The following is a 13,155-nucleotide window of genomic DNA, read 5'->3' on the forward strand; positions in this document are numbered from 1 at the left end:
TTGGAAACTCATTCCGATAGAAGGAGGACGAATATGAATCCATTACTGCTCTCTTTTCCGTAACATTTAGAAACTCAGCGATTATTGATTAGAGCACCGCAATGGGGGGATGGTCAATTTGTAAATGAAGCCATACGTGAGAGTGTAAATGAAATGAGCCCCTGGCTTCCGTTTGTAAAAAACCTCCCATCCATTGACGATTCGGAAGCCTACGTACGTAAGGCCCGGCTCAATTTTCTAGAGCGCACAGACTTAGTACTTCATATATTTGAAAAGAGCACAGGGCAGTTTGTGGGCAGTAGTGGACTCCATCGCTTTGATTGGAATGTACGCAAATTTGAAATTGGATATTGGCTACGCACATCGCGTACGGGTGAGGGTCTAATAACAGAGGCAGTAAAAGGTATCGTTGGCTTTGCCATTTCTGAGTTGGAAGCTAACCGTCTTGAAATTCGCTGTGATACTCGGAATAACGCAAGTATAGCTGTAGCTAAGAGGGCGGGTTTTACGTTGGAGGGTACTTTACGAAATGTTAATCGAAATGACTCAGGAGAACTAACTGATACCCATATCTTTTCAATAGCAAAAGGCTATGAATATCATTGATAACTGAGCTGAGCTAACTGATGCGAAAGTAAACTAGAAAACATGCGGCAGGACTTTTCCCCCATCAAAAAATGGTTTTGAAGACAACTTAAAAAATTCCTTAAGGAATTTTTAAAGATTTCTTTTGAAAGTTGTAACCGATATGAAACCTCTTCCGTACCTACTTGTGCGAGCTTACAACGAGTCCAGAAGTACCTTACAAAAGTGTAAGCTTCCTGAAATATAACTCGATGGTTCCTGCTTCGTTTCAACCGTACAATGAAATCAATTCATACGGATCAGAAACGGGAGATCGATTATGACGACAGCAATCATGTATCCAAAATTAAATCACCAACAAATTTACGAAGATTACTCTGCTAAAATATATCGCTATTTCCGCTACCGGGTAAAAAACGTCTGGGATGTGGAAGACCTGACAACGACTGTGTTTATTAAGGTGTACTCCAAGCTTGAGCAGTACGATGGCCGCCATCCTTTTGGCGCCTGGATTTTCCGAATTGCGCACAATGCTTTGATTGACTACATGCGTAAGAAGCGGGAGAGCCCGGTAGATCAGGACACATTTAGCAATATGGTCGCAACAGATAAGCTGCCGGAGGAGTGCCTTCTGAATCAGGAGACAACCGAGGGCTTGTGGGATAAGGTGCACACGCTGACAAAGGATCAACGCAATGTGATTGCTCTGCGTTATCTCGGAGATTTGCGAATGAATGAGATCGCGGAAATCTTGGGTAAGACAGAGGCTTCGGTGAAAATCCTGCACTTCCGTGGGATTAAGAAATTGCAGCAATTGATGGAGGCACAAGCATAAAGGGAGGACAACAGTCCTTCCTTTTTTACTATGTGGCTGTAGTGGAGAGAAGAATATTTCCAGTCTAGGCTCCAGGCTCCGTCCTGCTGGGGGCTAAGACTGTCCGTTCGGTAGGACTTCACAAGTCGCTACGCCTGGAAATATTCTTCTCTATCGTTACTGATGACATCCTTACATTCTTTTAAGTCTTTTAAAAACGTTTAAGTAGGAAAGCTCGTAGAGGAAGCAGGAGAAATAAGCGAAGATCTTAGGGACACCGACCGAGACGCAATGCAAAAATCGAAACACGCCCTTAAGCGTCCACCTCTGAAACACATCCTGAAAGGACAACTTTGGACGCGGTTTCGGTTTTTGCATGGAGTCGGGCAGTCAATCCCAGAGCGGGTGGCCCTAGAAGCTGAGCGTTTTCTCCTGTTTCCTCCCCTCCACAACAGCAACGCACAAGCCGTTCTTTCAGTAGACATCTAAGTACGAGAAACGCCAAATGCTTGGCGTAGTCTAGTTTTCTAATGGTATAGTAAAGAATAAAATGGAGGAGACTCAAGACGAGAGGAGTATGAGTGATGTCCACAATTATGATTGTAGAAGACGACCCGAAAATCAACCAGCTGCTGCAAGAGCAACTGGAAAAATACGGATTCCAAACAGTCAATGTTGAACATTTCGATAGAGTCATGGAGGTATTTACCCAGTCGCGCCCTGATTTGGTTCTGTTGGACGTGAATCTACCGAAATTTGATGGATTTTATTGGTGCCGGCAAATGCGCCAAGAGTCCAACTGCCCGATCCTGTTCATCTCTGCACGAGAAAGTAAAATGGACCAGGTGATGGCCTTGGAAAATGGGGCCGATGACTATATCACAAAGCCGTTCGACTACGATGTGGTTTTGGCTAAAATCCGCAGTCAGCTACGTCGGGCTTACGGACAATATGCTCCGCAAGAAGGAGAGCGTACGGTTGAAGTGGCGGGGCTCAAGCTGTTTTTGGAGCGAATGGAGCTATCTATGTACGATACCAAAATCGAGCTGAGCAAAAAGGAAGCGCTACTGCTCGAAGCCTTGATGAATCAACATCCGCGTGTCGTCAGCCGTGAGCGTTTGCTAGAAAAGCTGTGGGATGAACAGTTTGTCGATGAAAACACGCTGAATGTCTACATCACACGCGTGCGCGGCAAGCTGAAGGACTTGGGCTTAGAGGGAGCTGTCGAGACTGTTCGCGGTTCCGGTTATCGCTTGCGTGCAACTTGGGAGGAAGAGCAATGAAGCTGTTCCTTCGAGATCAATGGCCATTCGCAGCGTTTTTTCTAATCCAATTGATCTTATTGATTATGATTTTTGCAATGGATGGGTACTGGAATGAGTCATTGATGATCTACGTTATGTTTTTATCTGTTTTTTTTGCGGGGGCTTTTCTCGCCATCCGTTATTTGTCTCACCGCACAATCTATCAGCGACTGAGCAAGCCGGTAGAGTCATTAGAGGAACTGACCCAGACATACGGGAATTCGCCGTTGTGCCGCGCGATGGATGATATCAGTCAGGAGCAGTACCGAATCTACAAAGAACAGCTGCATGCCTATGAAAACAAGCAACGGGACCATACGACGTTTATTCAGCAGTGGGTTCATCAGATGAAGACGCCGATTTCGGTTATTCATCTGTTGCTGCAAAATGAAGACGATCCAACAGCTGAGAGCGTCCGTGAAGAAGTGGACCGGATCAAGCGTGGACTGGAAACCGTTTTGTACATAGCTCGCCTCGACCGATTTGAACAGGACTTCCTGATTGAGCCCGTAACTCTGCGTTCCTTGGTGCAGAATGTGTTGGCTGAAAACAAGCGGCTGTTTATCCGCAACCAGGTGTATCCCGAGGTAAAAGTGGATGAAAATTGGCGAGTGGAATCGGACGATAAGTGGCTTGCTTTTGTCCTCAACCAATTGTTGACGAATGCCGTTCGTTATTCAGCAGGAAAAAGCAACAAGGTCACCATTCGTGCGTATGAACGCGGAGCACATGCCATACTGGAAGTACAGGATTATGGAATCGGGATCCCTGTCGAAGATATTCGCCGCGTGTTTAAGCCGTATTTTACGGGAGAAAACGGGCGCAAATACCCTGAGTCTACCGGGATGGGACTGTACTTGGTGAAGGAAATTTGCGGGCGGCTCCATCATGGGGTGGAAATGGAATCAGAAGTGGGCGAGGGGACAACCGTACGGATCGTCTTGTCTGCTGTCGTACCAACCTTACAAGAAAGTAAGATAGCTGAAAGTTAATTCGATGGCTGGACTATGCGCACTTCCGTATAGTTGAATTTGGAAGTGCAAGAAAGGGGAATGGCGCATGGAAATGCTTGCTGTAAATAGCTTGAGTAAAATATACGGGGGCAAGGTGACCTACCGCGCGCTGACCGATATCGATTTTTCGATCCGCAAGGGTGAATTCGTCGGTATTATGGGCCCCTCAGGCAGTGGCAAGACTACGCTATTAAACATGATCTCCACTATTGATACACCAACCTCTGGTGCGGTTCTTTTGAACGGTACGAATCCGCATCATTTAAAAAAAGATAAACTCGCTCTGTTTCGTCGCCGTGAGCTCGGTTTTGTGTTTCAAGATTTCAATCTCTTGGACACGTTGACGATTGGGGAAAATATCGTGTTGCCGCTGACGCTGGACAATGAGAAAGTATCGGTCATGGAAGAAAAGCTGCAAAGTGTTGCAGAGAAGCTAGGGATTCAGGACATTTTGGAAAAGCGGACCTTCGAGGTGTCTGGGGGGCAACGCCAACGGACGGCCATTGCCAGAGCGATCATTCATTCCCCATCGCTTTTGCTCGCTGACGAGCCGACAGGAAATCTTGATTCCAAGTCTTCGCGCAATGTGATGGAGACACTGGAAGCGATCAATAAGAGAGACAATACCACCATGATGATGGTGACGCATGATGCTTTGGCGGCCAGCTATTGCCATCGGGTGATTTTTATTAAAGACGGCCAGCTCCATAACGAGATGTATCGCGGTGAGAGTCGACAGGTATTCTTCCAGAAAATTATTGACTCGTTGTCGTTTTTGGGAGGGAACACTTATGACCTTTCGACAATTCGCGTGTAATAACGTTGTACGAAATAAACGGATGTACGCTGCGTTTTTTATGAGTAGCGTTTTTTCTGTCTTAATCTTTTTCGTCTATGCGATGTTCATTTTTCATCCGGAAATTATCGGACAGGAGATTCATGAGTCCGTAGCCACTGGAATGATGGCGGCTGAGTACGTCATTTTTCTGTTCTCTTTCTTTTTTCTCTTTTATTGTGTCGGTGCTTTCCTGAAAAAGAGGGAGAAGGAGTTCGGCATCCTTTTTATCCAGGGCATGACACCGTTGCAGCGGAATACACTTATTTTTATGGAAAACATGCTGATTGGCATTGTCTCGATTGCTATCGGGATTGGGCTCGGTTTGGTTCTCGCCAAGCTGTTTTTCCAATTTGCCGGATTTTTGCTGGATGTAAAAGCACTTGGGTTTTACTTCCCGTGGAAAGCGATCGGTTTGACAGTGGTGGCGTTTCTCATCTTGTACGCAGCCATTTCGCTGTTTACCGTCCTCGTGTTGCGAAGCCGCAGTCTGTTGGATCTGTTGCAAGGGAGCGGTCGGTCTAAGCGTGAGCCGAGGGCATCGTTAGTGCTGTCTCTGGTCGCAGTAGCTTTGTTGGGAATGAGCTATGCCTTAGCCCTCACGGCTGACGGCGTGAATGTGCTCGTGCTGATGCTTCCGGTCATTGCGCTGACGACTGTCGGAACGTACCTGTTGTTTACTCAGCTGAGCGTCATCTTCATCGATTTTCTGAAGAAGCGTCGCGTTTTCTATTGGAAAGGTACGAATCTCCTGACGCTCTCTGATTTGGCCTATCGGATGAAGGATAATGCACGGATGTTCTTTTTGGTCAGCATCGTCTCTACCGTTGCTTTTTGTGCGATTGGCACGCTGGCAGCGTTGGCTGGGTCGATTCAGATTACGGTGATGAAAACACATCCATTTGCGTTTGAATACCAGTCCAAACAAAGCGATGAGGAGAGAGCGAAACATTTGTCGTTAATCGAAACGAGCTTGCAGCAAAGTGGCTTTTCTTTCGAAAAATATCAAGTGGCTATGAGAGTTTTGCCAGAACTGGTTCAGGAGGAAAGGGTTGGAGTAGTCAGGCTGTCTGACTATAACCGGCTGGCGGTAGCGTCCAATTCGACTGTACTCGAAATGACGAATAAAGAGGCCTTCGTACTGCTCAATTGGATTGGTGATTCGGTAGCGAGCAAAACGCTGCAAGTGGGGAAGGCACAGCTCGCAGTCAAAACAGATACGAATATGACTCCATTGATCAGAGGGATTGAATTTGAGCGATTGGTTGTCGTACCGAATCAGGTGTTTGACCAGCTTCCGAAAATGAAGGAAGAAGAGCGCTTTGTGTACGAGGTGCCAAGATGGAAGGAAACGCAGGATCTTAGTCTCAAGCTTCAGGAAGATATTAGTCATTTCGAAGATAATTACTCGTTTTCAGCTCGTGCGCCATACTACCACTCCATGAAACAAATGGCGAACATGGGACTCTTTATCGGGTTGTTTGTGGGCGTGTTGTTCTTTGTAGCGGCTGCTAGCTTTCTCTATTTCCGTCTGTATACTGACCTGGAATACGACAAACGGCACTATGGTTCGCTTTCCAAGATCGGACTCACGGATGCGGAGCTGACGCGTATCGTGACGACCCAGGTTGCCCTGTTGTTCTTCGTGCCGATTGTGGTGGCCATTATTCACAGTATGGTGGCGTTCGTCTCCCTGCAAAGCTTGTTGAAGCTCATTCTTGTCGCGTCTGTGGTTAAACCGACTGCGATTGTATTGTGCAGCTTTGTCATTGTTCAAGGTGTGTATTTCTGGATCATTCGAAACCGTTACTTGTTCCATTTAAAGCAATCGATGAACCGTTAGTGACTTTTCCAGCATGTCCAGATAAGCAGGGACATAGGATAAAAGGAGAAGGATGCGAGGGGGCTAGCGGATGGAACGGGAGGCATGGATGGGTCAAGCCGTTCAGATTGCGTTTGAAAATGTACGTGAGAAAATAGGCGGACCGTTTGGAGCTATTGTCGTGAAGGACGGACACGTAATTGGACGAGGACGCAATGAAGTGACGACGAGCAATGACCCTACGGCACACGCCGAAATCCAAGCGATTCGAGAAGCATGTCGTCATCTCCAAACTTTTCAGTTAAACGATTGTGACTTGTATACGAGCTGTGAGCCATGTCCGATGTGTCTGGGAGCCATCTATTGGGCCAGACCGCGCAATGTCTATTACGCTTGCACGAAGGAAGATGCGGCGCATGTTGGTTTTGACGATCGGTTTATTTATGAGCAGATCGTTCTCCCTCATGAGGAACGCAGCATTCCTTTTCAGAGAATCAATCTTGCGAATAGACAGAGTCCATTTCAAGCATGGTCTCAATCTCCGGACCGTATCGAATATTAATAGAGAGCCTCTCCTAGCGGAGTAGGCTCTTTTTTTTCGTTTTATTTATAGTAAGAATAGGTAGAAAGGAGAAAATAAAATGAAAATGCTTTCAAAATGAAATTTTCAGATAAAGTATTGCGCTATGTCGATAATCGTATTATAGTAACAACAATCATTATGAAATTCGACCATATTTTCCGTAATTGAGCCGTAACAAGGTTGAATATTGTTGAAAAAAGACGAATAAAGGTGTGTTTGTATGGAAGAGACTTTTCGTAGATCACTTTATCCTGATTTAGATGACATCGACTACGGGATCATTCGAGCTTTGCAAGGAAATGCGCGCTTGCCGTTTACTCAGATTGCAAAGGATCTTGGGGTCACGGAAAAGACGATCCGCATGCGCGTCCAGCAATTGCAGGACGAAGGTGCCCTGAGTCTGGTCGGTATTGTCAATCCAGTCAAGGCAGGGTTTCACGTACAGGCGATGATTCAAGTGGCTGTGGATGCGGAAAAGCTGGACGATGTGGTTGCTGCATTAACGGACACCGTTGAGATTAGGCTCATCGTACTCACTTCTGGTGAATATCAGCTTTTCACACAGGTGCTCGTAACAAGTTACGAAGAATTATCGCAATTTTTACTCAAAAAGCTGCACAAGATTCCTGGCATCTCTAAAACGAATGTGATTAACGAATTGAAAATACTGAAGTCCAAGTATAACTTTATCCGTTAGGCATGGGTGACCTTGGAAGGGGGAATGCCATCGGGCGAAAATCCGCTGGGATTATGAATGCCGAACGATTCTGGGAAGAAACCGGAGAAAAAACGAGAGAAAAGGGGTCATCCTATGTTTTCGACCAAAGTGAGCAAAGCAATGCTCGGTGCTGTTCTGGGGACAGTTTTATTGGTAACAGGCTGTGGAGGAGGAAATAGTGCGAGTACAGATAACGGCAAAGCCGCAACAACATCGCCAGCCTCCGGAAAAAAAGTACTGAATATTGGGTTAAAGGCAGATCCGCCGTCAATGGACCCAAACACCTCGACATCGCTGTACGACCGTCAAGTATACGCGAGCCTCTATGACAAGCTGTTTGATATCGACTCAGAAGGAAAAATAGTGCCAATGCTGGCGGAATCCTATGAAGTAACGCCAGACGGCAAGACCTATACATTGAAGCTGAAGCAGGGTGTGAAATTCCACGATGGCACCGAGTTTGACGCTGAGGCAGTGAAATTCAACTTCGAGCGTAACATGAACGATGAGAAGTCTCGTCGGAAAGGCGAATTGAAATTCGTAGATTCCGTTGCCGTAGTGGACAAGAATACCATAAAAATCCAGATGAAAGAGCCTTTCGCTCCATTCCTGTCCGTCTTAACAGACCGTTCGGGCATTATGGTATCTCCAAAAGCAGTGAAGGAACATGGCGATCAATACCTCAATCATCCGGTTGGTACAGGCCCATACGTATTTGTTGAACAAGTAAAAGGCGATCACGTGACACTGAAGAAAAATGAAAACTACTGGAATGGTCAAGTGAAGATCGATGAAGTGAACTACAAAGTATTTACGAACGGAACAGCGAAGGTGCAAAACCTGCGCTCCGGCATGCTGGATATCATCGATGATACACCTGTAAAAGAAATTCCTGCAATCAAAGGCGATGCGAACCTGCAATTGGTGGCGGAATCCGGAATGGGTTACCAAGGGCTTTACTTGAACAACTCCCGCCCGCCGTTTGATAACAAGTACCTCCGTCAGGCTGTGGATCGTGCCATTGACCGTGATGCTCTGGTAAAAGTGCTGTTTAACGGCTATGCGGCACCGGCTCGTGCAGCATTTACAAAAGGCAGTCTGGCTTACAATGAAGCACTGAACACACCGAAGCCGCCAGATGCAGCGGAAATCAAGGATTTGCTCGCGAAGGGCGGTCAACCAAACGGATTTAACTTTAAGCTGTACATCTCTACTTCTCCAGAGAATGAGCAACTGGGTGCGGTACTGCAAAACATGCTGAAACAACACAACATCAATGTGACATTGGAAAAATTGGAATATGGACAATTGATCGAAACGGGCGATAAAGGTGAATTTGAAGCGATGCAATTGGGCTGGTCTGGACGTCAGGACCCTGACCAAAACTTCCATGACTTCGTCGTAACAGATACATCCAACAACGATGGCCGTATTTCCATTCCAAAGCTGGATGAACTGGTTATCAAAGCACGTGGTGAGCTGGACGAAGCAAAACGCAAGGCGCTGTATGACGAAGCTGCTACATTGCTGCAAGACGAAGCGGGCTATGCCTATATGTACCACCAATATGTACTGCTCGGCATGAACAAGAAAGTAACTGGCTTTACTTATGTTCCAGATGGTTTGATCCGTACAGCCAATTTGGACAAGCAATAGGTAGCGCAACACTATAACAGCAAGAGCAAGGAGGAATTGTCATGATGTTCATAGTCAGGCGTCTATTGCTGACAATCCCGATTCTCCTGCTGGTGTCGATTATGACATTCTCTTTGATTCATATGATCCCGGGCGATCCTGCCCGGGTCATTTTAGGAGAGGAAGCGACACCGGAAGCCTATGCGGCATTGCGAACCGAGCTGGGGTTGGATCAGCCGATCGTGGTGCAATATTTTTCCTGGCTAGGAAAAGTGGTAACGGGTGATTTGGGAATATCGATTACGGACCGTGTGCCGGTCGCAGACTTAATTATGCAAAGACTACCAGCTACCGTGGAATTGACGATCGGAACGTTCTTGGTAGCGATTCTGATTGCGTTTCCTGCGGGAATTCTCGCGGCAGTGCGACGCGGGACCTGGATTGACTATACGAGTACCTTTACTGCGCTAGGCGGTATGAGTATCCCCAGCTTCTGGCTGGCGATGATGATGATTATTTTCTTTGCCGTGGAAAACCAATGGCTGCCTTCATCCGGTTATGTACCTTTTTCCGAGAATCCTACACAAAACCTGATGGCTATGATCCTGCCCTGTTTGGCAACAGGCTTGCGGGAATCTGCCGTATTGATGCGAATGCTACGTTCTTCTTTGCTCGATGTTGTGAGCATGGACTTTATTCGGACAGCGAAAGCGAAGGGATTGAATGAGGCTCGCACGATTCTGGGGCATGCGCTAAGAAATGCGATGGTTCCAGTGGTAACGACCTCGGGTTTGATGATCGCAGGCTTGTTAGGTGGTCTGGTGATTACCGAGTCGATTTTTTCGATTCCTGGCTTTGGCCGTCTGATTGTGGAATCTGTCTTCAAACGTGATTATGTAACGGTTCAAGGAGCCATTCTTGTTTCTGCGGTTCTCGTTGTCTTGGTGAACCTGATTGTCGACATTTTGTACGCTGTCATTGATCCGCGCATCAAGGCTGGGAAAGGAGCAGGTGAGTGATGAAAACCGTGGGCAAATTTCTCCGGAATGGCTTGGGCGTCATCGGAGCGGTGATTATCCTCGGATTGATCTTCGTGGCGATTTTCGCGCCGCTGATCGCACCCTTCGACCCCAATGCACAAGACTATAACAAAATTTTGATAGCGCCAGATGGTGAGCATTTGTTTGGGACCGATGATCTCGGTCGGGATATTTTCTCCCGTGTTGTTTACGGGGCGCGCATTTCCATTCAGGCAGCGCTGATCTCAGTCGGTATTGCAATGCTGATAGGGGTGCCGATTGGACTGTTGTCCGGTTACTACCGCGGCTTTTGGGATGAGTGGATCGTCATGCGGAGCGTCGATGCAATGCAAGCCTTTCCGTTTCTCATTTTGGCTCTGGCGATTTCGGCGGTGCTCGGTTCAGGCTTCGGGAATGCCATGCTAGCGATTGGGATTGGTTTTGCCCCTGCTTTTATACGGATTACACGCGGTCAAGTTCTTTCGCTTCGAAATATGGAGTATATTCAAGCAGCACGTTCGGTTGGGGTAAAGGATGCGCGCATTATTTTCCGCCACATTTTGCCGAACGCCATGAACCCCATTGTGATTCAAGCGACGTTGGCAATGGCATCCGGGATTATCGCAGAAGCATCCTTGTCCTATCTCGGATTGGGTGTACAGCCGCCGACTCCCTCCTGGGGAAGCATGCTAAACCAAGCACAAACACTTATGTCCGTCGCGCCCTATGCGACATTTTATCCGGGGATTGCCATCTTCTTAGTCGTGCTGGGCTTCAACTTGTTGGGGGATGGTCTACAGCAAGTTCTGGACCCACGCGCACGTAAATAATGAATGCCCTACACGGGAGAAAAGGAGTGGAGCAGATGACGACCATCTTGGAAGTGGAACAGCTAAGAACCCGTTTTCGCACGGACAGCGGTGTCGTCAGTGTCGTGGACGGCGTCGACTTCTTTATCCGTGCTGGTGAAACGCTTGGCGTCGTGGGCGAATCCGGCTGTGGGAAGAGTGTAACCAGCCTGTCGATCATGCGCTTGCTGCCGCCCAACGGAAGCACGGAAGGATCGATTCGCTTCAATGGGAAGAACGTGCTTGCGCTGTCGGAAAAAGAAATGCAAGGTGTACGCGGTAACGAAATCGCGATGATTTTTCAAGAGCCAATGACATCCCTCAATCCGCTGCATACTGTAGGCAAACAAATTGAGGAAGCAGTCATGCTGCATCGCAAGGTAACGAAGGCAGAGGCAAAGGAACGGGCGATTGCGATGCTAAAAGCAGTCGGAATGCCTCGTGCAGAAGAGATTTACGGAGAGTTTCCGCATCAGCTATCAGGAGGGATGCGCCAGCGTGTAATGATCGCGATGGCGATGTCCTGCGATCCGAAGCTGATTATTGCAGACGAGCCGACAACGGCACTGGATGTGACGATTCAGGCGCAAATTCTCGATTTGATGCGCGATTTAAAAGAAAAGACAGGAACTTCCATCATGCTGATTACGCATGATTTGGGTGTAGTAGCCGAGATGTGTGACCGCGTGATCGTCATGTATGCAGGGCAAGTCGTAGAGGAGACAGATGTCGATACGCTGTTTGACAGTCCGAAGCATCCGTATACGATCGGTCTGATGAACTCGATTCCGGAGCTGGACGAAGAGCGCGAATATCTGGAAACCATTCCAGGAGCAGTTCCCCTGCCGTATCAAATGCCAGTGGGCTGCCGTTTTGCCCCGCGCTGTTCGCAAGCGATAGCGATTTGTCACGAAAAGCCCCCTGAACTCTTGCAACTGGACAATCAAAAATGTCGCTGCTGGCTGTACGCGAAGGAGGGAGAACAGGCATGACGACACCTCTCTTAGAAGTAAAAGGGCTGCAACAGCATTTTCCCATCAAGGGTGGATTTTTGAAGCGGACAACGGGACATGTAAAAGCAGTCGATGGTATTGATCTGACCGTGTATCCGGGTGAAACGCTTGGGATTGTAGGAGAATCGGGCTGCGGCAAGTCTACGACAGGCCGAACGATTCTACGCCTCTTGGAGCCGACAGCAGGAGAAGTCTGGTTTGACGGCAAAGATTTAGCGAAACTTCCAAAAGAAGAAATGCGCGTCATGCGGCGGAACCTGCAAATGATTTTTCAGGACCCATACGCTTCGCTGAATCCACGGATGACGATCAAGCAGATTTTGATGGAGTCGCTGATGGTGCACAACATCGGGACAAAGGCAGAGCGGGAAAAAGTCATCGAGGAGATTATTCAGGTCGTTGGCTTGCGAAAAGAACATCTGAACCGCCACCCACACGATTTTTCCGGTGGGCAGAGACAGCGGATCGGAATCGCCCGCGCACTGGTCGTAAAACCAAAGCTGATCATTGCCGATGAGCCCGTATCTGCATTGGACGTATCGATTCAATCACAGGTACTCAATTTGTTGAAGGATTTGAAAAAAGAATTCAATCTGACCCTGATGTTCATTTCGCATGATTTGTCGGTCGTGAAGCACTTGTGCGACCGGATCGCGGTGATGTATTTGGGACGGATCGTAGAAATTGCTGACAAGCGGACGCTATTTGAGAATCCGAGTCATCCGTATACACGGGCGCTGCTCTCGGCTGTTCCAGTAGCGAAACCACGGCAAAAGCGCGAACGGATCTTGTTGACAGGCGATTTGCCGAGTCCAGCAAATCCACCGAGCGGCTGCACTTTTCATCCGCGTTGTCCATATGCGACAGAGACTTGCAAGACGCAGGTGCCCAGTCTGTCAGACATCGGCAAGGGCCAACTGGTATCCTGTCATTTGGTGCAATCGGGCGAACTTATCCGCTAGCTTG

13 protein-coding genes are annotated in these 13,155 nt (G+C 47.8%); all 13 read left to right on the plus strand.

Going from position 1 to position 13,155, the window contains the following annotated elements; translation table 11 throughout:
• Positions 1-84: 84 nt before the first annotated feature.
• The 13 genes from HPY27_RS10005 (at position 85) to HPY27_RS10065 (ending at position 13,151) form a co-directional block, all read left to right on the plus strand.
• Entirely contained in the window at positions 85-606 is a 522-nt protein-coding gene (locus HPY27_RS10005) for a GNAT family N-acetyltransferase (protein WP_254612866.1), read from the plus strand.
• A 298-nt stretch (positions 607-904) separates the two neighbouring features.
• Positions 905-1,420 (plus strand): sigma-70 family RNA polymerase sigma factor, encoded by a 516-nt coding sequence (locus tag HPY27_RS10010; protein WP_017249649.1) that lies wholly within the window; start codon positions 905-907, stop codon positions 1,418-1,420.
• A gap of 563 nt (positions 1,421-1,983) precedes the next feature.
• The gene (locus tag HPY27_RS10015; RefSeq protein WP_017249650.1) at positions 1,984-2,682 is read left to right on the plus strand and encodes a response regulator transcription factor; all 699 of its coding nucleotides are present in this window, start codon (positions 1,984-1,986) and stop codon (positions 2,680-2,682) included.
• Entirely contained in the window at positions 2,679-3,695 is a 1,017-nt protein-coding gene (locus HPY27_RS10020) for a sensor histidine kinase (RefSeq protein WP_017249651.1), read from the plus strand. The genes HPY27_RS10015 and HPY27_RS10020 overlap by 4 nt, the downstream gene beginning before the upstream one ends.
• A 67-nt stretch (positions 3,696-3,762) precedes the next feature.
• Complete coding sequence (locus HPY27_RS10025) at positions 3,763-4,533, plus strand: ABC transporter ATP-binding protein (RefSeq protein WP_007729857.1); 771 nt, start codon at positions 3,763-3,765, stop codon at positions 4,531-4,533.
• Positions 4,508-6,394, plus strand: a complete 1,887-nt coding sequence (locus HPY27_RS10030) for an ABC transporter permease (protein WP_017249652.1) — start codon at positions 4,508-4,510, stop codon at positions 6,392-6,394. The genes HPY27_RS10025 and HPY27_RS10030 overlap by 26 nt, the downstream gene beginning before the upstream one ends.
• A gap of 70 nt (positions 6,395-6,464) precedes the next feature.
• Positions 6,465-6,935, plus strand: coding sequence for a nucleoside deaminase (locus tag HPY27_RS10035; protein WP_017249653.1), 471 nt, complete (start codon positions 6,465-6,467; stop codon positions 6,933-6,935).
• Between the two features lie 241 nt (positions 6,936-7,176).
• A complete protein-coding gene (locus HPY27_RS10040) occupies positions 7,177-7,653 on the plus strand; it encodes an Lrp/AsnC family transcriptional regulator (protein WP_017249654.1) in 477 nt (158 codons plus the stop codon).
• Positions 7,654-7,767: 114 nt separating this feature from the next.
• The gene (locus HPY27_RS10045; RefSeq protein WP_174224900.1) at positions 7,768-9,330 is read left to right on the plus strand and encodes an ABC transporter substrate-binding protein; all 1,563 of its coding nucleotides are present in this window, start codon (positions 7,768-7,770) and stop codon (positions 9,328-9,330) included.
• A gap of 41 nt (positions 9,331-9,371) precedes the next feature.
• Complete coding sequence (locus HPY27_RS10050; RefSeq protein ID WP_017249656.1) at positions 9,372-10,328, plus strand: ABC transporter permease; 957 nt, start codon at positions 9,372-9,374, stop codon at positions 10,326-10,328.
• Entirely contained in the window at positions 10,328-11,158 is an 831-nt protein-coding gene (locus HPY27_RS10055) for an ABC transporter permease (protein ID WP_017249657.1), read from the plus strand. The genes HPY27_RS10050 and HPY27_RS10055 overlap by 1 nt, the downstream gene beginning before the upstream one ends.
• Before the next feature lie 35 nt (positions 11,159-11,193).
• Positions 11,194-12,168, plus strand: coding sequence for an ABC transporter ATP-binding protein (locus HPY27_RS10060; protein WP_026043173.1), 975 nt, complete (start codon positions 11,194-11,196; stop codon positions 12,166-12,168).
• A complete protein-coding gene (locus tag HPY27_RS10065) occupies positions 12,165-13,151 on the plus strand; it encodes an ABC transporter ATP-binding protein (RefSeq protein WP_026043174.1) in 987 nt (328 codons plus the stop codon). The genes HPY27_RS10060 and HPY27_RS10065 overlap by 4 nt, the downstream gene beginning before the upstream one ends.
• Positions 13,152-13,155 lie beyond the last annotated feature (4 nt).

It is taken from the genome of Brevibacillus sp. HB1.1 (assembly GCF_013332445.1).
GTDB lineage: Bacteria > Bacillota > Bacilli > Brevibacillales > Brevibacillaceae > Brevibacillus > Brevibacillus porteri.

Bases quoted from the DNA above. Each gene is read 5' to 3' on its own strand.
- HPY27_RS10040 (WP_017249654.1), top strand. From the start codon at position 7,177: ATGGAAGAGACTTTTCGTAGATCACTTTATCCTGATTTAGATGACATC.
- HPY27_RS10035 (WP_017249653.1), top strand. From the start codon at position 6,465: ATGGAACGGGAGGCATGGATGGGTCAAGCCGTTCAGATTGCGTTTGAA.
- HPY27_RS10010 (WP_017249649.1), top strand. From the start codon at position 905: ATGACGACAGCAATCATGTATCCAAAATTAAATCACCAACAAATTTAC.
- HPY27_RS10015 (WP_017249650.1), top strand. From the start codon at position 1,984: ATGTCCACAATTATGATTGTAGAAGACGACCCGAAAATCAACCAGCTG.
- HPY27_RS10060 (WP_026043173.1), top strand. From the start codon at position 11,194: ATGACGACCATCTTGGAAGTGGAACAGCTAAGAACCCGTTTTCGCACG.
- HPY27_RS10020 (WP_017249651.1), top strand. From the start codon at position 2,679: ATGAAGCTGTTCCTTCGAGATCAATGGCCATTCGCAGCGTTTTTTCTA.
- HPY27_RS10055 (WP_017249657.1), top strand. From the start codon at position 10,328: ATGAAAACCGTGGGCAAATTTCTCCGGAATGGCTTGGGCGTCATCGGA.
- HPY27_RS10030 (WP_017249652.1), top strand. From the start codon at position 4,508: ATGACCTTTCGACAATTCGCGTGTAATAACGTTGTACGAAATAAACGG.
- HPY27_RS10025 (WP_007729857.1), top strand. From the start codon at position 3,763: ATGGAAATGCTTGCTGTAAATAGCTTGAGTAAAATATACGGGGGCAAG.
- HPY27_RS10045 (WP_174224900.1), top strand. From the start codon at position 7,768: ATGTTTTCGACCAAAGTGAGCAAAGCAATGCTCGGTGCTGTTCTGGGG.
- HPY27_RS10065 (WP_026043174.1), top strand. From the start codon at position 12,165: ATGACGACACCTCTCTTAGAAGTAAAAGGGCTGCAACAGCATTTTCCC.
- HPY27_RS10050 (WP_017249656.1), top strand. From the start codon at position 9,372: ATGATGTTCATAGTCAGGCGTCTATTGCTGACAATCCCGATTCTCCTG.